16 protein-coding genes are annotated in these 17,650 nt (G+C 69.9%); 5 read left to right on the top strand and 11 right to left on the bottom strand.

Annotated features, from left to right (window positions below; genetic code table 11):
* Positions 1–40: 40 nt before the first annotated feature.
* The gene (locus tag EV684_RS06635; RefSeq protein WP_243651081.1) at positions 41–1,789 is read right to left on the bottom strand and encodes an HDOD domain-containing protein; all 1,749 of its coding nucleotides are present in this window, start codon (positions 1,787–1,789) and stop codon (positions 41–43) included.
* A gap of 227 nt (positions 1,790–2,016) precedes the next feature.
* Between EV684_RS06635 and trxA the strand changes: the two genes are divergently transcribed.
* The 4 genes from trxA (at position 2,017) to EV684_RS06615 (ending at position 6,006) form a co-directional block, all read left to right on the top strand.
* Positions 2,017–2,346 (top strand): thioredoxin TrxA, encoded by a 330-nt coding sequence (gene trxA / locus EV684_RS06630; RefSeq protein WP_132645441.1) that lies wholly within the window; start codon positions 2,017–2,019, stop codon positions 2,344–2,346.
* A gap of 194 nt (positions 2,347–2,540) precedes the next feature.
* Positions 2,541–3,806: a transcription termination factor Rho gene (gene rho / locus EV684_RS06625; RefSeq protein ID WP_132645439.1), complete on the top strand. Its 1,266-nt coding sequence runs from the start codon at positions 2,541–2,543 to the stop codon at positions 3,804–3,806.
* Between the two features lie 153 nt (positions 3,807–3,959).
* Positions 3,960–4,220, top strand: a complete 261-nt coding sequence (locus tag EV684_RS06620) for a type B 50S ribosomal protein L31 (protein ID WP_132645437.1) — start codon at positions 3,960–3,962, stop codon at positions 4,218–4,220.
* 97 nt (positions 4,221–4,317) lie between these two features.
* Entirely contained in the window at positions 4,318–6,006 is a 1,689-nt protein-coding gene (locus EV684_RS06615; RefSeq protein WP_132645435.1) for a hypothetical protein, read from the top strand.
* Here EV684_RS06615 and phoR read toward each other — a convergent pair.
* The 7 genes from phoR to pstS all read right to left on the bottom strand — a co-directional run bounded on the left by phoR (position 5,967) and on the right by pstS (position 12,551).
* A complete protein-coding gene (gene phoR, locus EV684_RS06610; protein WP_132645433.1) occupies positions 5,967–7,307 on the bottom strand; it encodes a phosphate regulon sensor histidine kinase PhoR in 1,341 nt (446 codons plus the stop codon). The genes EV684_RS06615 and phoR overlap by 40 nt on opposite strands.
* A gap of 7 nt (positions 7,308–7,314) precedes the next feature.
* Complete coding sequence (gene phoB, locus EV684_RS06605; protein ID WP_132645432.1) at positions 7,315–8,028, bottom strand: phosphate regulon transcriptional regulator PhoB; 714 nt, start codon at positions 8,026–8,028, stop codon at positions 7,315–7,317.
* A gap of 17 nt (positions 8,029–8,045) precedes the next feature.
* Positions 8,046–8,753, bottom strand: a complete 708-nt coding sequence (gene phoU / locus EV684_RS06600; protein ID WP_009857161.1) for a phosphate signaling complex protein PhoU — start codon at positions 8,751–8,753, stop codon at positions 8,046–8,048.
* A gap of 25 nt (positions 8,754–8,778) precedes the next feature.
* Positions 8,779–9,564 (bottom strand): phosphate ABC transporter ATP-binding protein PstB, encoded by a 786-nt coding sequence (gene pstB / locus EV684_RS06595; protein ID WP_132645430.1) that lies wholly within the window; start codon positions 9,562–9,564, stop codon positions 8,779–8,781.
* 14 nt (positions 9,565–9,578) lie between these two features.
* The gene (gene pstA / locus EV684_RS06590) at positions 9,579–10,448 is read right to left on the bottom strand and encodes a phosphate ABC transporter permease PstA (RefSeq protein ID WP_132645428.1); all 870 of its coding nucleotides are present in this window, start codon (positions 10,446–10,448) and stop codon (positions 9,579–9,581) included.
* A complete protein-coding gene (gene pstC / locus EV684_RS06585) occupies positions 10,445–11,422 on the bottom strand; it encodes a phosphate ABC transporter permease PstC (RefSeq protein WP_200222265.1) in 978 nt (325 codons plus the stop codon). The genes pstA and pstC overlap by 4 nt, the downstream gene beginning before the upstream one ends.
* Positions 11,423–11,510: 88 nt before the next feature.
* Positions 11,511–12,551 carry a phosphate ABC transporter substrate-binding protein PstS gene (pstS, locus tag EV684_RS06580; protein WP_132645424.1) on the bottom strand — a complete coding sequence of 347 codons (1,041 nt, stop codon included), beginning with the start codon at positions 12,549–12,551 and terminating at the stop codon, positions 11,511–11,513.
* Positions 12,552–12,751: 200 nt separating this feature from the next.
* On the opposite strand from pstS, the gene EV684_RS06575 reads away from it, so the two are divergent.
* Positions 12,752–13,243 (top strand): fasciclin domain-containing protein, encoded by a 492-nt coding sequence (locus tag EV684_RS06575; RefSeq protein ID WP_132645423.1) that lies wholly within the window; start codon positions 12,752–12,754, stop codon positions 13,241–13,243.
* A gap of 72 nt (positions 13,244–13,315) precedes the next feature.
* Here EV684_RS06575 and glmM read toward each other — a convergent pair whose 3' ends face one another.
* The 3 genes from glmM to ftsH form a co-directional block, all read right to left on the bottom strand.
* Positions 13,316–14,650, bottom strand: a complete 1,335-nt coding sequence (glmM, locus tag EV684_RS06570) for a phosphoglucosamine mutase (protein WP_132645421.1) — start codon at positions 14,648–14,650, stop codon at positions 13,316–13,318.
* 62 nt (positions 14,651–14,712) lie between these two features.
* Positions 14,713–15,573, bottom strand: coding sequence for a dihydropteroate synthase (gene folP / locus EV684_RS06565; protein WP_132645419.1), 861 nt, complete (start codon positions 15,571–15,573; stop codon positions 14,713–14,715).
* Between the two features lie 70 nt (positions 15,574–15,643).
* Positions 15,644–17,551: an ATP-dependent zinc metalloprotease FtsH gene (ftsH, locus tag EV684_RS06560; RefSeq protein ID WP_132645417.1), complete on the bottom strand. Its 1,908-nt coding sequence runs from the start codon at positions 17,549–17,551 to the stop codon at positions 15,644–15,646.
* Positions 17,552–17,650 lie beyond the last annotated feature (99 nt).

The raw sequence follows: 17,650 nt of genomic DNA, 5'->3' as shown, positions 1-17,650 counted from the left end.
CCCGCCAGGCGGGAACGAGCCCCGGACCAGTCCTGCGGGCTCATGACACCGCCCTGCCCGCAACCCCTGCGCGCCGGTCGGAGGAGGCGGCCGGGGCCGCGCCGGCCGGCCGCATCGACGCCGCGACGGCCTCCTGCAGCTCCTTGACCGACAGGCCCAGGGCGCGCGCATAACGCTGCGCGATGCGCTGCAGTGCCGGCGCCGGCGCCGTGCCCGAGATGGCGTAGGCGTCGACGATCTCGTTGCCGGCGCTGGCGACCTGGCGCAGCAGCTCGGTGTCGCCGTCGGCATGGCGCACCGGGGTCTCCAGCGGCAGGCGGCGGATCATGTGCAGCACGACGTCGTCCAGGCCCCAATGGCGGGCGACGGCGTGGCCCAGCGCCTCGACGTCGATGCCCAGCACGGCAAACGACGCGGCCTGCTCGCTCATGCCCGGGTCCTCGCGTTCGGCGCCCGGCGCGGGAAGCATCAGGCGGCGGATCTGCTGCGCCTCGTCGGGGAAGTGGTACTGCAGCACCAGCCGGCCGAGGTTCTGCAGCATCGCGATCAGCGTCACGACCTCGGCGTCGTAGCCGGCTGGCCGCAGCGCCGTGGCGACACGCCCGGCGCGTTTCACGCGCGCGATGAGCTGCAGCAGCTCGGCCGCGGCGTCTTCGGTCAGCGGGCCGGGCCAGGGGCGCAGCGCGGTGGCGGCACGGCGCACGCCGTCGATGCCGAGCATCGCGATCGCGCGCCGCACGGTCAGCACCGGGCCGCTGCCCGAGACCTGCACGCCGCGCACCTGGGCGGTGTTGACCACCCGCAGCAGCTCGAATGCCAGCGCCAGATCCTGCAGCGCGACCTCGGCGATCTCGTCGGTGCGCTGGCGCTCCATCGCGCCCAGCCGGTTCAGCCGGCCGGCGGCACCGGGCTGGGCCGGCAGCACGCCGGCGGCACGCAGCCGGTCCGACAGCAGCGTCAGTGCACCGCTGGCGCCGGACTCGGCCTGGATCCAGCCCTCGAGCGCCCGGGACAGCGTGCGCGCCGTACGGTAGCGATGGCGTTCCTGGCGGTCGGTGGCGCGGTTGACGATCGCGCGCAAGGGCTCGGGCACGAGGTGCGAGGTGGCCCAGGGCAGGCGCACGATCTCGCGCCCCAGCGGCGGCAGGCGCTCGATGACACGCGCGGTGTCGGGCTCATCGAGGGCGTGCACGCCGGCCAGCGCGTGGTGCAGCAGCAGCCCGGCGGCGAGCACGTCGCGCTGGGCCGCGGCACGCTGGGCGGCCAGCGACGGCGCCTCGCCGACCGCGGCGGCGACCTCCAGCCCGGCCAGGCGCACGCCGCCGTGGTCGTCGACAAGCACGACGAAGCCCTGCAGGTCCTGGTGCGCGACGCCCGCCTGGTGCGCGAACGCGAGGCCGGACAGCAGCCGTGCGACGAGCGCGGCGCACTCCGGCGGCGGCAGGCCCTGCGGCCCGACACGCTCGACCAGCGGCGCGGCGTCCTCGAGGTCGTAGGCGACGTAGGGCCAGCCGTCCTGCACCCCGATGTCCACGGCGACGGCGAGTTGCGGGTGCTGCAGCCGCGAGGCGCGCTGCACGGTTTCGGTCCAGCGTTCGAGCGCCGCCAGGTCGGCCGGCTGCACGCGCGGGAGCACCAGCAGCAGGTCGCGGCCGCCGCGCGTGTCGGCCACCAGCCAGGCCATCGTGCGCTCGCTCTTGCCGACCAGCCGCAGCAGCTGGTAGGAACCGAAGAAGCGCAGCGCGGCCGGGCGCGGTGCCGCCTCCATGGCGGTAACAGGGTTGGACATGATCCGGATTGGAAACCGTCGCTTCGCCAGCCGATACCCGGATCTGCCGGGGTTTTCCGCGACAGTTTGCACGCCCCGACACTATTGCGGCGATAGCCGCCGTCCTCACGGCCGGCGTGCCCCTTTGTGCAAGAATCCGGCGCACGCCCGACGCGCACCGTCCGGTATTCCGTCCCATCCTGCGCCTGCCCCCCCCCGGGCGACCGCGGCGCCCGGAGATCACCCCCATGAGCAGCGAACTGATCAAGCACGTCACCGATGCGTCGTTTCCCAGCGACGTCCTGCAGTCCGACAAGCCCGTCCTCGTGGACTATTGGGCCGAGTGGTGCGGCCCCTGCAAGATGATCGCGCCGGTGCTCGACGAACTCGCTCCTGCCTACGACGGCCGGCTGCAGATCGCCAAGATGAACGTCGACGAGAACCGCGAAGTGCCGGCGAAGTTCGGCATCCGCGGCATCCCGACGCTGATGATCTTCAAGGGCGGCCAGCTCGCCGCGACCAAGGTCGGCGCGCTTTCCAAGGCACAACTGTCGGCCTTCATCGACAGCCATCTATAATGCGGCCGATCGGCGCCTGAGCGACTCGCTCGAAGGCGCCGACGGTACGCCACCCGCCCCGCTGCCGCCGGCTCACTCGCCGGCCTCCCGATCGGCAGCGACTCGCGGGCCAGGCTCCCCCCTTCAGCCTCTCGACGCCTCGGCGCCCTGCCCCGACCACGGGCACGCGCCACGCGTGACCAGGGTCTCGACCCATGCATCTGTCCGAACTGAAAGCGCAGCACGTCTCCGAGCTCATCAAGATGGGCGAAGCGCTGGAGATCGAGAACGTCGCCCGCCTGCGCAAGCAGGAGCTGATGTTCGCGATCATGAAGAAGCGCGCGAAGGCCGGTGAACAGGTCTTCGGCGACGGCGTGCTCGAAGTCCTGCCCGACGGCTTCGGCTTCCTGCGTTCGATCGAAGCCAGCTACATGGCCTCGACCGACGACATCTACCTGTCGCCGAGCCAGATCCGCCGCTTCAACCTGCACACCGGCGACATGGTCGAAGGCGAAGTGCGGGTGCCCAAGGACGGCGAGCGCTACTTCGCCCTCGTGAAGGTCGACCGTGTCAACGGCGTGACCCCGGAGGAGAGCAAGCACAAGATCATGTTCGAGAACTTGACGCCGCTCTTCCCGAAAGAGCAGTTCAAGCTCGAGCGTGACGGCCTCAAGGCCGAAGAGAACATCACCGGCCGCATCGTCGACCTGATCGCCCCGATCGGCAAAGGCCAGCGCGCGCTGCTCGTCGCCCAGCCCAAGACCGGCAAGACGGTGATGATGCAGCACCTGGCGCACGCGATCGTCGCCAACCACCCCGAGGTGCACCTGATCGTGCTGCTCGTCGACGAGCGGCCCGAGGAAGTGACCGAGATGCTGCGCACCGTGCGCGGCGAGGTCATCAGCTCGACCTTCGACGAGCCCGCCGCACGTCACGTGCAGGTCGCCGAGATGGTGATCGAGCGCGCCAAGCGCCTGGTCGAGCTGAAGAAGGACGTCGTGATCCTGCTCGACTCGATCACCCGCCTGGCCCGCGCCTACAACAACGTCCTGCCCTCGTCGGGCAAGGTGCTGACCGGCGGCGTCGACGCCAACGCGCTGCAGCGCCCGAAGCGTTTCTTCGGCGCCGCCCGCAACGTCGAGGAAGGCGGCTCGCTGACGATCATCGGCACCGCGCTGATCGACACCGGCAGCCGCATGGACGAGGTGATCTACGAAGAGTTCAAGGGCACCGGCAACTGCGAGATCCACCTCGATCGCCGCATGGCCGAGAAGCGTGTCTACCCGTCGATCCTGATCAACAAGTCGGGCACCCGCCGCGAAGAGCTGCTGCTCAAGCCGGAGATCCTGCAAAAGACCTGGATCCTGCGCAAGCTGCTCTATCCGATGGACGAGATCGAGGCGATGGAGTTCATCCTCGACAAGATGAAGGCGACCAAGAACAACCTGGACTTCTTCGACATGATGCGAAGAGGCGGGTGAGCCAGAGGGGCTCATGTCGTCTTCCGCGCGCCCCGGGCGCGCACGCGGGGCCCCCAGGGGCCCCGTTTCACGCTAGAATCAGCGGTTTTTCCGCCACCGGGCAAGTGCGCCGACATTTCGGCGTGGCTGCCACACCTGCACTCGAGAGGCACCATGAAAGAAGGCATCCACCCGAACTACCGCGAGGTCTGCTTCCAGGACCTGTCCAACGGCTTCAAGTTCGTGACGCGTTCGTGCGTTCAGACCAAGGAATCGATCAAGCTGGACGATGGCCGCGAGCTGCCGCTGGTGAAGCTCGAAACCACGAGCGAGACGCACCCGTTCTACACCGGTACGCAAAAGAGCGTGGACAACCTGGGTGGCCGCGTCGAGAAGTTCCGCAACAAGTTCGCGCGGGTCGGCCTCAAGAAGTGAGGCGTGCCCGCCGGGGCCCGCGTGCGGCCCCCGCAGGACAAGGCAGCCTCGGCTGCCTTTTCTTTTTTCCGCCGTCTTCGCGCATCATCGCCCACCGGTGAGCAGTCCCAATCCCGCCCTCGTCACCCAGCGCGGCGCACGCCGCCTGCCGCGCCTGGCCCTGCTGGTGTTCTGCGCCGCCTACGTGCTGCCGGGCGTCTTCCACCGCGACCCCTGGCGCAACGCCGACCTCGTCGCCTACGGGCTGATGTCGGCGATCGCCGAAGGCCGTGTGCACTGGCTGACACCGTCGCTGGGCGGCGTGCCCGCCGACGCCGCGCTGCTGCCGCACTGGCTGGGGGCGCTGGCGATCCAGTGGCTCGGGCCGCTGTTCGGCGACGGCGCCTTCGCCGCGCGCGTGCCGTTCGCGCTGCTGCTGGCGCTGACGCTGGCACTGGTCTGGTACACCACCTACTACCTCGCGCGCACGCAGGCGGCGCAGCCGGTGGCCTTCGCCTTCGGCGGTGAAGCTGACCCGGTCGACTACGCCCGCGCGATCGCCGATGGTGCGCTGCTCGCACTGATCGCGACGCTCGGCCTGCTGCAGCTGGGCCACGAGACGACACCCGAACTCGGCCAGCTCGTGGGCGTGGGCCTGTTCATGCTGGCGCTGGCGATCGCGCCGTTTCGCCGCTGGCAGCCGCGTGTGGCCGTCGTCGCCGCGCTGCTCGTGCTCGCCGGCAGCGGGGCGCCGGCGACCGCGATGGGAATCGGTCTGGGCGGGATGCTCGTCTGCGCGCGTTCGGCCTACGACAGCGTGCGCCGCTTCGTGCCCTGGGTCGGCGCGGCGACGCTGGCCTCGGCCGCGCTGGCCGCCTGGCTGGGCGCGTGGCAATGGCGCGCCTCCTGGCCCGACGCCGAGGACGCGGTCACGCTGGCACGCCAGTGGGCCTGGTTCCTGTGGCCGGTCTGGCCGCTGGTGCTGTGGACGATCTGGCGCTGGCGCCGGCACCTGACGCATCGCCACATCTCGGTGCCGCTGGTGACCGTCGTCGTCGCGATGGTCTCGGCCGTCGCCACGAACATGAACGAGCGCGTGCTGATGCTGGCCATCCCCGGGCTGGCGGTGCTCGCGGCGTTCGCGCTGCCGACGCTCAAGCGCGCGAGTTCGGCGGCGATCGACTGGTTCTCGATGTTCTTCTTCACCTTCGGCGCCATCGCGATCTGGCTGTTCTACGTCGCGATGCAGACCGGCGTGCCGGCCAAGCCGGCCGCCAACGCGCTGCGCCTGGTGCCCGGTTTCGTCGTGCGCTTCGAACCCGTCGAACTGGTCTTCGCGCTCGCCGGCACGCTGGCCTGGCTGTGGCTGCTGCGCTGGCGCACGGGGCGCCACCGCGAGGCGCTCTGGAAGAGCATGGTGATCCCGGCCGGCGGCGTCGCGCTGTGCTGGCTGCTGCTGATGACCCTCTGGCGCGCGCCGCTGGACTATGCGCGCAGCTCACGCCCCGAGGTCGAGCACCTGGGCCGCTACGTCGCCGCCGGCAGTTGCCTGGCCGCACCGTCGGCGCCGGCGGTCGCCGTCGCGGCGCTCGAGGTCTTCGGGCACTACCGCGTGGATGCCCGCCCGGGCGCCCTGGACGGCGGCTGCGAGCATCTGCTGTACCGGGTGCGGGGCGTCAAGGCGCCGCCGGCACCGCCGGGCTGGCGCCATGTCGCGACGCTGCAGCGCATGCACGACCGCGGCGAGCGGCTCGCGCTGTACCGCCGTCAGGCGGCGGCCGAAGCGCCGGCGACCGCGGCACGCTGACGCAGCCGCGCGGCGGGGAAGAAAAGCCTGAAGCGCGAGCCCTTGCCGGGCTCGCTCAAGACCTCGATCTCGCCGCCGTGGCGTTGCACGACGTGCTTGACGATCGACAGCCCGAGCCCGGTGCCGCCGGTCTCGCGCGAGCGGCTGCCGTCGACGCGGTAGAAACGTTCGGTCAGCCGCGGCAGGTGCTCGCGCGCGATGCCGACGCCGGTGTCGGCGACCTCGATCTCGGCGCTTCCGTCGTCGCGTCGGCGAAAGCGCAGGTCGATGCGCCCCCCCTCGGGCGTGTAGCGCACCGCATTGCCGACGAGGTTGCCGATGGCGCTGAGCAGCTCGGTCTCGCTGCCGGCGATCTCGACGTCCTCGCCCCCGGCGGCAACGATCTCGTGCCGGCCACCCGACAGCGCACGGCCGTCGGCCTCGGCCCGGCGCAGCAGCGTCGTCACCGGCCACCAGCGGTCCGGAGGCGGGCGGGGGCTGCCTTCGAGCTGCGCCAGCGTCAGCAGGTCGGCCACCAGCGCCTGCATGCGGTTGGTCTGCTGCTCCATCAGCTTGAGCACTCGCTCGCGCTCGACCGGCGTCAGCGGCAGCGAGGCCATGGTCTCGACGAAGCCCGCCAGCACCGTGAGCGGCGTGCGGATCTCGTGCGAGACGTTGGCGACGAAGTCGCGGCGCATCGCATCGGCGCGCTCGCGTTCGGTGACATCCAGCGACAGCACCAGGCGCAGGCCCTCGCCGTACTCGCGCACGATGACCGAGAAGCTGCGCCGCCCCAGCGGGTCGACCAGGGCCATCGGCTCGGCGAAGTCGCCGGCCTGCAGGAACTGCACGAAGGCCGGCTGGCGCACGAGGTTCGTCACCCGCTGGCGCCGGTCGCGCACCGGGTCGAGGCCGAAGTGATCGGCGGCCACCGAGTTGCACCACTCGATCTGGCCGCCGGCGTCGAGCAGCATGACGCCGTTGGGCGAGGCCTCGATCGCCGACAGGAACTGCTCCAGACGCTCGCGCTCGCGTTCGATCTGCGTCTCGCGCTGGCGCAGCGCGCGCTCGACGCGGTAGCCCAGCTCGCCCCAGAAACCGGTGTCGCGCGGTGCGCCGCGGGCCTGGTCGCCGCGCAGCCAGTTCAGCAGCCGGCGCCCGCGCCAGCCTTCGACGACCGCCGCCAGCGCGGCGAACAGCGCAGCGCCCAGCGGTGCGCCGAGGCCGGGCTGGCCCAGGGAGCGCCCGGCCACGTCGCCGACCAGAGCACCGAGCGCGCCAGCGAGCATCGCCCAGACGGCGCGCGACAGCAGTGCACCCATGCGGGGATCAGGCGGCGACGCTGCCCAGTTGCTGCGTCATGCGGTAGCCGGCGCCGCGCACGGTCTCGATGAGCGCCGAGCACTGCACCGGCGCCAGCGCCTCGCGCAGGCGCTTGACGTGCACGTCGACCGTGCGCTCCTCGATGAACACGTGGTCGCCCCAGACCCGGTCGAGCAGCTGCGCGCGGCTGTGCACGCGCTCGGGGTGCGTCATCAGGAAGTGCAGCAGGCGGAACTCGGTCGGACCCATCTTCACCTCGCGCGCCTCGCCGTCGATGCGGCGCGTGACGCGGCGCGTGGCCGGGTCCAGGCGCAGGCCGGCGACCTCGACCGGGCTGTCCAGCGCCTCGGGCGCCTTGCGCCGCAGCACGGCGCGCATGCGCGCGAGCAGCTCCTTGGGCGAGAAGGGCTTGGTGAGGTAGTCGTCGGCGCCGGCGTCGAGGCCGGCGATCTTGTCGGCCTCCTCGTTGCGAGCCGTCAGCATGATGATCGGGATCTCGCGCGTGCGCGCCTCGGCGCGCCAGCGGCGCGCGAGCTGCAGCCCGCTCTGCCCGGGCAGCATCCAGTCGACGAGCACCAGATCGGGCAGCACGCGGTCGACGGCGGCCTGGGCCTGGTCGGCCGTGGCGGCGATCGTGACCTCGTAGCCGGCGTGGCGCAGGTTGATCGAGATGAGTTCGGCGATCGCCGATTCGTCTTCGACGACGAGGACGTGGCTCATCGTGCCTCCTGGTTTCCTCAGCGCACGACGTTCTCGACCGCCTCGACCGAGGCGTGCCGCACGTCCGTGCCCTTGACGACGTAGATGATGGCCTCGGCGAGGTTCTTGGCGTGGTCGCCGACCCGCTCGATGGCCTTGGCGACGAAGACCAGGTCGATGCTCGAGGAGATCGTGCGCGGGTCTTCCATCATGTAGGTGATCAGCTTGCGCAGCAGGCCGTCGAACTCCTGGTCGATCTGGTCGTCCTGCTTGAGCACCTCGAGCGCGCGCGCCGTGTCCAGGCGGGCGAAGGCGTCGAGCGCCTTGCGCAGCTGGGCCAGCGCGAGGTTGGCCTCGAAGTCCAGGTCGGCCACCGGCAGGCGCAGCCGGCTGGAGACGCCGGTGTTGATCAGCCGCTGCACGGTGCGCGCGATGCGCGCCGCCTCGTCGCCGACACGCTCGAGATTGCCGATCGTGCGGCTGACGGCGATCAGCAGGCGCAGGTCGCGCGCGGTGGGCTGGCGGCGGGCGATGATGGCCGACAGGTCGCGGTCGATCTCGACCTCGAACTGGTTGACGCGCTCCTCCTGCTGCAGCACTTGCGAGGCGGTCTCGCCGCTGAACTGGGTCAGCGCATAGATCGCCTGCGCGACCTGGGCCTCGACGAGGCCGCCCATCTCCAGCACGCGGTTGGAGATGCCGCTGAGCTCGGCGTCGAATTGCGTCGAAAGGTGTTTGTCGGTCATGGTCGGGTCCTCGACGCGGGGGGCATCAACCGAAGCGGCCGGTGATGTAGTCCTCGGTGTCCTTCTTCTTCGGCTTCATGAAGATGTCGGTCGTGGCGCCGAACTCCACCAGGTCGCCCAGGTACATGTAGGCGGTGTAGTCGGAGCAGCGCGCCGCCTGCTGCATGTTGTGGGTGACGATCATCACCGTGTAGTCGGCCTTGAGCTCGTGGATCAGCTCCTCGATCTTGCCGGTGGAGATCGGGTCCAGCGCCGAGCAGGGTTCGTCGAGCAGCAGCACCTCGGGCTTGATGGCGATGCCGCGTGCGATGCACAGGCGCTGCTGCTGGCCGCCGGACAGGCCGGAGCCGCTCTGGCCGAGCTTGTCCTTGACCTCGTTCCACAGCGCCGCCTTCTTCAGCGCCCACTCGACGCGTTCGTCCATCTCGACACGCGGCAGCGACTCGAACAGCCGCACGCCGAAGGCGATGTTGTCGTAGATCGACATCGGGAACGGCGTCGGCTTCTGGAAGACCATGCCGACCTTGGCCCGGATCAGCGAGACGTCGGTCTTGCCACTCAGGATGTTGTCGCCGTCGAGCAGGATCTCGCCCTCGGCGCGCTGCTCGGGATAGAGCTCGAACATCCGGTTGAAGGTGCGCAGCAGCGTGCTCTTGCCACAACCCGACGGGCCGATGAAGGCGGTGACCTTGCGCTCGGGGATGTCCAGGTTGATGCGCTTCAACGCATGGAAGCTGCCGTAGTAGAAGTTCAGATCCCGAACCGAGACCTTGACCTTCTCGGTCGTTGGCAGGTCGACATGACGATCCATCGCGGTTTACCGCCTTATTGCTTGTTGCGGAACAGCACGCGGGCGAGGATGTTCAGCCCGAGCACGCCCAGCGTGATGAGGAAGACGCCGGCCCACGCGAGCTTCTGCCAGTTCTCGTACGGGCTCATCGCGAACTTGAAGATCGTCACCGGCAGGCTGGCCATCGGCTGGCTGATGTCCAGCGTGAAGAACTGGTTGGACAGCGCCGTGAACAGCAGCGGCGCGGTCTCGCCGGAGATGCGCGCCAGCGCCAGCAGCACGCCGGTGACGACGCCGGCCAGCGAGGCCTTCAGCGTCACCGCGGAGATGACCTTCCACTTCGGCGTGCCCAGCGCGTAGGCGGCCTCGCGCAGCGAGTTCGGGATCAGGCCGAGCATCGTCGCCGTCGTGCGAACCACGACCGGGATGACGATCAGCGCCAGTGCCAGAACGCCGGCATAGGCCGAGAAGCTGCGGGTGTGGGCCACGACCGCCGAGTAGATGAACAGGCCGATGACGATCGACGGCGCCGACAGCAGGATGTCGTTGATGAACTCGGTCGTGCGGCCGAGCCAGGTGCGCTGGCCGTACTCGGCTAGGTAGATGCCGGCGAGCACGCCGATGGGCGTGCCGACGAAGGTCGCCAGCCCCACCATCACGAGCGAGCCGACGATCGCGTTGGCCAGGCCGCCGACCTCGGCCAGCGGCGGCGGCGTCGACTCGGTGAACACCTGCAGCGCGAGACCGGCCCAGCCCAGGCGCACCGTCTCGATCAGGATCCAGATCAGCCAGAAGAGGCCGGAGGCCATCGCGGCCAGCGCCAGCGTCAGCGCGATCAGGTTGACCCGCTTGCGGCGGCGGTGCATCGCCAGCCGGCCGGGGCCGAAGGAGTCGGCGAGGTTCATGAACGGCTCCCCTCGCCCTTGCGCAGGCGCATCAGCAGCAGCCGCGACAGGCTCAGGACGACGAAGGTGATGAGGAACAGCACGAGACCCAGGTAGATCAGCGAAGCCTGGTGCAGCCCGGCCTCGGCTTCGGCGAACTCGTTGGCCAGCGCCGAGGTGATGCTGTTGGCGGCTTCGAACAGCGACAGCGAGTCGAGCTGGTTGAAGTTGCCGATGACGAAGGTCACGGCCATCGTCTCGCCGAGCGCGCGGCCCAGGCCGAGCATGACGCCGCCGACGACGCCGGTCTTGGTGTACGGCAGCACGACCTTCCAGACGACCTCCCAGGTCGTCGCGCCCAGGCCGTAGGCCGACTCCTTGAGCATCGGCGGCGTCACGTCGAAGACGTCACGCATCGTCGCGGCGATGAACGGGATCACCATGATCGCCAGGATGATGCCCGCCGACAGGATGCCGATGCCCACCGGCGGGCCGCTGAACAGCGCGCCGAGCACCGGCACCTCGCCGAACATCGACTGCAGCGGCGACTGCACGAAGGTCGCGAGGATGGGCCCGAAGACCAGCAGGCCCCACATGCCGTAGACGATCGAGGGCACGGCAGCGAGCAGCTCGATGGCGATGCCCAGCGGCCGCTTGAGCCACTTGGGCGCCAGCTCGGTGAGGAACAGCGCGATGCCGAAGCTGACCGGCACCGCGATCAGCAGCGCGATCAGCGAGGTGGCGACCGTGCCGTAGATCATCACCAGGCCGCCGAACTTCTGCTGCACCGGGTCCCAGTCCTTGGACCAGAGGAAACCCAGGCCGAACTCCTGGATCGCCGGCGCGGCGCCGATCAGCAGCGAGATGATGATGCCGGCCAGCAGCGCCAGCGTGAGAAGCGCGGCGCCGTGGGCCAGCGCCGAGAACAGCGCGTCGGCCCAGGGACCGTCCCGCCGCTTGCGCGGCGGCTGGCCCTTCGGGGCCGCTCGTGCCATGTCGCGATCCTGCTCGTAAGGGGTCGCGGGGAGTGTAGCGGCCAAGAGGAGCTCCGGTTCCCTGGTGACGCGTCGTTCGATCAGCCGATCACTTGAAGGCGATGGCCTTGCCGGCCCCGTCCTTCAGCTCGGCCGCCCACTGCTTGCGGATCAGGTCCTTGACCGACGCGGGCAGCGGCACGTAATCGAGTTCCTCGGCCATCTTGTCGCCGTTGGCGTAGGCCCAGTCGAAGAACTTCAGCGAGGCTGCGGCACTGGCCGGCTTGTCCTGCGCCTTGTGCATCATGATGAAGGTCGCGCCGGTGATCGGCCAGCTGTCCTTGCCGGGCTGCTCGGTCAGCACCTGGTAGAAGCTCTTGGCCCAGTCGGCGCCGGCGGCGGCGGCCTTGAAGGCGCTGTCGTCCGGGGCGACGAAGTTGCCGGCCCGGTTCTTCAACAGCACGTGCGCCATCTTGTTCTGCTTGGCGTAGGCGTACTCGACGTAGCCGATCGAGTTCGGCAGGCGCTGCACGAAGTTCGACACGCCCTCGTTGCCCTTGCCGCCGGCACCGGTCGGCCAGTTGACCGTGGTGCCCTCGCCGACACGCGACTTCCACTCGGGATTCACCTTCGACAGGTAGTTGGTGAACAGGAAGCTGGTGCCCGAGCCGTCGGCGCGGCGCACCGCGGCGATCTTCGCGTCCGGCAGCGCGACGCCAGGGTTCAGCGCGGCGATCGCCGGGTCGTTCCACTTCTGGATCTTGGCCAGGTAGATGTCGCCCAGCACCTGGCCGGTGAGCTTGAGCTGGCCCGGCTTGATGCCGGCGACGTTGACCACCGGCACGACGCCGCCGATCACGGTCGGGAACTGGATCAGGCCGTCCTTGGCCAGTTCGGCGTCGTTCAGCGGGGCGTCGCTGGCGCCGAAGTCCACGGTCTTGCCGCGGATCTGCTTCATGCCCGCGCCCGAACCGACCGACTGGTAGTTGATGCGAACGCCGGTGGCCTTGTTGTAGGCATCGGCCCACTTGGCGTAGATCGGTGCTGGGAACGAGGCGCCGGCGCCGGTCACGTCCTGAGCCCAGACGAAGGAGGAGCCGAGCGCCATCGTGGCGGCCAGCGCGATACCGCGGGTGAGATTCAGAGTCATCGAGTGCACCTTGCGTGGGATGAGAGGGAAAGGGTTCCGTCCGCTTCGGAGCGCACTCTAGGAAGGCTTCGTGACGGTGCTGTGACAAGCGCGGAAAGACTGTCACAGACGCTTTCCTGTCATGTCTTCGTCACGGGACCGTCATGACGTGCGCCTAGCCTTGCGCCCCGACGATTCCCCTTCAGACCGGAGACCCATAGATGACCCGCACTCCCCGCCTTTTCCTCGGCGCCCTGGCCGTCACGGCCTCGGCCTGGCTCGCCGGCTGCGCCACGACCCCGGCCCCGGCCTCGATCGCCGACACCGCGGCGCGCACGCCCGAACTGTCGACGCTGAACCGTCTCATCCAGGAAGCCGGCATGGCCGACACGCTGCGCGGCAGCGGCCCCTACACCGTCTTCGCACCCAGCGACGAGGCCTTCAAGGCCGTGCCGGCCAAGACCATGGCCGAGCTGTCGACGAACAAGGAGCTGCTGAAGTCCGTGCTCGGCTACCACGTGCTGCCGGGCAAGGTGACGGCCGCCGAGGTCAAGGACGGCCAGGTCGCGACGCTGCAGGGCGCCAAGGTCGCGGTCTCGCACGCCGGCGACTTCGTCACCGTCGACGAAGCCCTGGTTCAGAAAGCCGACGTGCCGGCGACCAACGGCGTGATCCACGTCGTCGACCGCGTGCTGATGCCGCCGAAGAAGTGATTCCCGGGCCGCCGCGGGCGGCCCTCACTGACGACGAGCCGCGTGGCCACCGGGCCCGCGGCTCGTGTCGTATCAACCGCGCGCGGCAGCGGCGGCGAGATGCTCGGCGCAGCGCCGGCCGAGCGCGGCATCGCGCGCCTCGACCATCACGCGCAGCACCGGCTCGGTGCCCGACGCGCGGATCAGCACGCGGCCGCCGTCCCCGAGCTCGCGTTCCACGGTCTCGCGTGCGTCCTGCAGCGCGGCGTTGCGCGTCCAGTCGCTGCCATCGGGCAGGCGGACGTTGAGCAGGGTCTGCGGGAAGAGCTGAACACCTTCGAGCAGCGTGGCCAGCGGCTGGCCCTGGCGTCGCACCGCCAGCAGCACCTGCAGCGCACTGACGATGCCGTCGCCGGTGGTGTGGCGGTCCAGCGCCAGCAGGTGGCCCGAGCCTTCGCCGCCGAGCTGCCAGCCGCGCGCGAGCAGTTCCTCGAGCACGTAGCGGTCGCCGACCTTGGCGCGCACCATCGGCACGCCGCGCCGCTGCAGCGCCTGCTCGACGGCGATGTTGGTCATCAACGTGCCGACGACACCGGGCACCGGGCGGCCTTGCGCCAGGCGGTCGTGCACGAGCACGTACAGCAGCTCGTCGCCGTCGTAGAGCCGCCCCTCGGCGTCGACCATCAGCAGCCGGTCGGCGTCGCCGTCGAGCGCGACGCCATAGTCGGCACGGTGTTCGGCAACGGCCGCGACCAGCGCCTTCGGCGACGTCGCGCCAAAGCCGGCGTTGATGTTCAGACCGTCGGGCTCGCAGCCGATCTTGACCACCGTGGCGCCCAGTTCGTGGAAGACGTCCGGCGCGACGTGGTAGGCCGCGCCGTGCGCGCCATCGACGACGATCTTCAAGCCACGCAGCGACAGGCTGTGCGGCACGGTGCTCTTGCAGAACTCGATGTAGCGGCCACTGGCATCGGCCAGCCGCCGCGCCTTGCCCAGGCCGGCGGAGTCGACCCACTGCGCCGGTTCCCCGAGGGCGGACTCGACCTCGCGCTCCCACTCGTCGGGCAGTTTCTCGCCGGCGGCGGAGAAGAACTTCACGCCGTTGTCGGCAAACGGGTTGTGCGAGGCGCTGATGACGACACCCAGGTCCAGCCGCAGTGCCCGCGTCAGGTAGGCGACGCCGGGCGTCGGCAGCGGGCCGCTCAGCAGCACGTCGACACCGGCCGAGGCGAAGCCGGCCTCCAGCGCCGACTCGATCATGTAGCCCGAGATGCGCGTGTCCTTGCCGACCAGCACCGTCGGGCGCGTGCTGCCGCGGCGCAGCACGCGGCCGACGGCGTGGCCCAGCCGCAGCATGAAGTCCGGCGTGATCGGCGCACGGCCGACGGTGCCACGGATGCCGTCGGTGCCGAAATGGGTTCTGCTCATGGGGCGATTGTCGCGGCTGGCGGCGCCGCCCGGCGCCCCCGCAACCGAGGATTTGAGCCGGCTCAGGCGGCCGGGCTCAGGCGGCCGGCCACCGCCGTCCAGAGCCTGATCGCGTCGACGGTGGCGCCGACGTCGTGCACGCGCACGATGCGCGCACCGCGTTCGACGGCCATCAGTGCCGCGGCGACGCTGGCCGCCAGGCGCTGTTCCACGGGGCGGCCGGTGACCTGGCCCAGCGTGGACTTGCGCGACCAGCCCAGCAGCAGCGGCAGGCCCGCGGCCAGCAGTTCGTGCTGGCGCGCCATCAGCTCGAGGTTGTGCGCGGCGGTCTTGGCGAAGCCGATGCCCGGGTCCAGCGCGATGCGCTCACGCGCGACGCCCGCCGCCTCCAGGACGCCGACACGTTCGTGCAGGAAGGCGGCGACCTCGGCGACGACGTCGCCGTAGTCGGTCATCGTCTGCATCGTGCCGGGCTCGCCTCGCATGTGCATCAGGCAGACGCCGGCGCTCGGATGCGCGGCCACTGCCGCCACGGCGCCGGGCCGGGCCAGCGAGCGCACGTCGTTGACGATGTCGGCACCGGCGTCGAGCACCGCGTGCATCAGCTCCGGCGTGCTGGTGTCCACCGACACCGGCACGCCCAGCGTCACCGCATGGCGCACCAGCGGCAGCACGCGGGCCGTCTCCTCGTCGAGGTCGGGTGCCCGCGAGCCCGGGCGGGTCGACTCGCCGCCGATGTCGAGGATGTCGGCGCCCTCCTCCAGCAGCTGCTCGCAGCGCGCCTTGGCGGCATCCAGCTCGGCGTAGCGGCCGCCGTCGGAGAAGGAGTCGGGCGTCACGTTGACGATTCCCATCACGCGCGGGCGCGACAGGTCGACGCGAAAACGTGCGGTCTGCCAGACCGCGGCAGGGCTGTCGTTCATCGGAACCTCCGCTCTCAGGGCCCCAACGAAACGCGGGGCCGAAGCCCCGCGCGTGATGGGATGCTGGCGCTCAGACCGTCGCCGGCGTGCCGTCCGGATGCGCCGGCGGCTGCGTGCCGCCACCGGTCTTGCCGGCCGACGGCGTCCAGTCCTTGGGCGGACGCGGCGGCTTGCCGCTCATGATGTCCTCGATCTGTTCGGCGTCGATGGTCTCCCACTCGAGAAGCGCCTGGGCCATCGAGTGCATCTTGTCCTTGTGGTCCTCGATCAGCTTGCGCGCGACGACGTAGCGCTCGTCGATGATGCGGCGGATGACCTCGTCGACCTTGCGCATGGTCTCCTCGGACATCGTCGTCGTCTTCGTCACCGAGCGGCCGAGGAAGACCTCGCCCTCGTTCTCGGCGTAGACCATCGGGCCCAGCTCGTCGGTCATGCCGTAGCGGGTGACCATGTCGCGCGCGATCTGCGTCGCACGTTCGAAGTCGTTGCTGGCGCCGGTGGTCATCTGGTTCATGAACACCTCTTCGGCGATGCGGCCGCCGAACAGCACCGAGATCGTCGACAGCATGCGCTCCTTGTCCATGCTGTAGCGGTCGCCTTCGGGCAGCTGCATCGTCACGCCCAGCGCACGGCCGCGCGGGATGATCGTCACCTTGTGCACCGGGTCGGTCTTGGGCAGCAGGCGCGCGACCAGCGCGTGGCCGGCCTCGTGGTAGGCCGTGTTCTTGCGCTCCTCCTCGGGCATGACCATGGACTTGCGCTCGGGGCCCATCATGATCTTGTCCTTGGCCTTCTCGAAGTCGACCATCTCGACCACGCGACCGTTGCGCCGCGCGGCGAACAGCGCGGCCTCGTTCACGAGGTTGGCGAGGTCGGCACCCGAGAAGCCCGGCGTGCCGCGCGCCAGGATGTCGGCACGGATGTCCTGGCCGACCGGCACCTTGCGCATGTGCACGTTGAGGATCTGCTCGCGGCCGCGCACGTCGGGCAGCGTCACGTAGACCTGGCGGTCGAAGCGGCCCGGGCGCAGCAGCGCCGGGTCGAGGATGTCGGGCCGGTTGGTGGCCGCCATCACGATGACGCCGAGGTTGGTCTCGAAGCCGTCCATCTCGACGAGCATCTGGTTGAGCGTCTGCTCGCGCTCGTCGTTGCCGCCGCCCAGGCCGGCACCGCGGTGGCGGCCGACGGCGTCGATTTCATCGATGAAGATGATGCAGGGTGCGCTCTTCTTGGCCTGCTCAAACATGTCGCGCACACGCGCCGCGCCGACGCCGACGAACATCTCGACGAAGTCGGAACCCGAGATGCTGAAGAACGGCACCTTGGCCTCGCCGGCGATGGCCTTGGCCAGCAGCGTCTTGCCCGTGCCCGGAGGGCCGACCAGCAGCACGCCGCGCGGGATGCGGCCGCCCAGCTTCTGGAACTTCTGCGGGTCCTTCAGGAAGTCGACGAGTTCCTTGACCTCTTCCTTGGCCTCGTCGCAGCCGGCGACGTCGGCGAAGGTGGTCGAGTTGTTGGCCTCGTCGAGCATGCGCGCCTTGCTCTTGCCGAAGCTGAAGGCGCCGCCCTTGCCGCCGCCCTGCATCTGGCGCATGAAGTAGACCCAGACGCCGATCAGCAGCAGCATCGGCCCCCAGCTGACGAGGATGCTCATCAGCACGGACGGCTCTTCACGCGGCTTGACGTCGAACTTGATGCCGTTGTTGATCAGGTCGCCGACGAGGCCACGATCAAGGTAGGTCGCCGTGCTGCGCAGGCGCTTGTCGTCGTTCGTCGTGGCGATGATCTCGGTGCCGCCGCCGGGGTTCTCCTGCAGCGTCACGGACTTGATGCGCTTGCTGCGGACCTCGTCGAGAAACTCGGAGTAGCCGATCTGGTTGCCCGCCGCCGCCCCCCGGTCGAACTGCTTGAAGACGGTGAAGAGCACGAGGGCGATCACCAGCCAGACGGCGACCTTGGAAAACCACTGATTGTTCACCGCGGCTCCTTCTCCAGTTCAACGGCGCGGAAGGCCACCACGCGGGCCAACCGAATTGCACGGTAGGTGGGGATCATTCTATTCGACACAAGGGTATGG

It is taken from the genome of Rubrivivax gelatinosus (assembly GCF_004340905.1).
GTDB lineage: Bacteria > Pseudomonadota > Gammaproteobacteria > Burkholderiales > Burkholderiaceae_C > Rubrivivax > Rubrivivax gelatinosus.
This window is presented reverse-complemented; position numbering and strand designations above follow the sequence as displayed.

Excerpts from the sequence above, each read along its gene's own strand:
- EV684_RS06635 (WP_243651081.1), bottom strand. The coding sequence starts at position 1,789 with ATGTCCAACCCTGTTACCGCCATGGAGGCGGCACCGCGCCCGGCCGCG.
- trxA (WP_132645441.1), top strand. The coding sequence starts at position 2,017 with ATGAGCAGCGAACTGATCAAGCACGTCACCGATGCGTCGTTTCCCAGC.
- rho (WP_132645439.1), top strand. The coding sequence starts at position 2,541 with ATGCATCTGTCCGAACTGAAAGCGCAGCACGTCTCCGAGCTCATCAAG.
- EV684_RS06620 (WP_132645437.1), top strand. The coding sequence starts at position 3,960 with ATGAAAGAAGGCATCCACCCGAACTACCGCGAGGTCTGCTTCCAGGAC.
- phoR (WP_132645433.1), bottom strand. The coding sequence starts at position 7,307 with ATGGGTGCACTGCTGTCGCGCGCCGTCTGGGCGATGCTCGCTGGCGCG.
- phoB (WP_132645432.1), bottom strand. The coding sequence starts at position 8,028 with ATGAGCCACGTCCTCGTCGTCGAAGACGAATCGGCGATCGCCGAACTC.
- phoU (WP_009857161.1), bottom strand. The coding sequence starts at position 8,753 with ATGACCGACAAACACCTTTCGACGCAATTCGACGCCGAGCTCAGCGGC.
- pstB (WP_132645430.1), bottom strand. The coding sequence starts at position 9,564 with ATGGATCGTCATGTCGACCTGCCAACGACCGAGAAGGTCAAGGTCTCG.
- pstA (WP_132645428.1), bottom strand. The coding sequence starts at position 10,448 with ATGAACCTCGCCGACTCCTTCGGCCCCGGCCGGCTGGCGATGCACCGC.
- pstC (WP_200222265.1), bottom strand. The coding sequence starts at position 11,422 with ATGGCACGAGCGGCCCCGAAGGGCCAGCCGCCGCGCAAGCGGCGGGAC.
- pstS (WP_132645424.1), bottom strand. The coding sequence starts at position 12,551 with ATGACTCTGAATCTCACCCGCGGTATCGCGCTGGCCGCCACGATGGCG.
- EV684_RS06575 (WP_132645423.1), top strand. The coding sequence starts at position 12,752 with ATGACCCGCACTCCCCGCCTTTTCCTCGGCGCCCTGGCCGTCACGGCC.
- glmM (WP_132645421.1), bottom strand. The coding sequence starts at position 14,650 with ATGAGCAGAACCCATTTCGGCACCGACGGCATCCGTGGCACCGTCGGC.
- folP (WP_132645419.1), bottom strand. The coding sequence starts at position 15,573 with ATGAACGACAGCCCTGCCGCGGTCTGGCAGACCGCACGTTTTCGCGTC.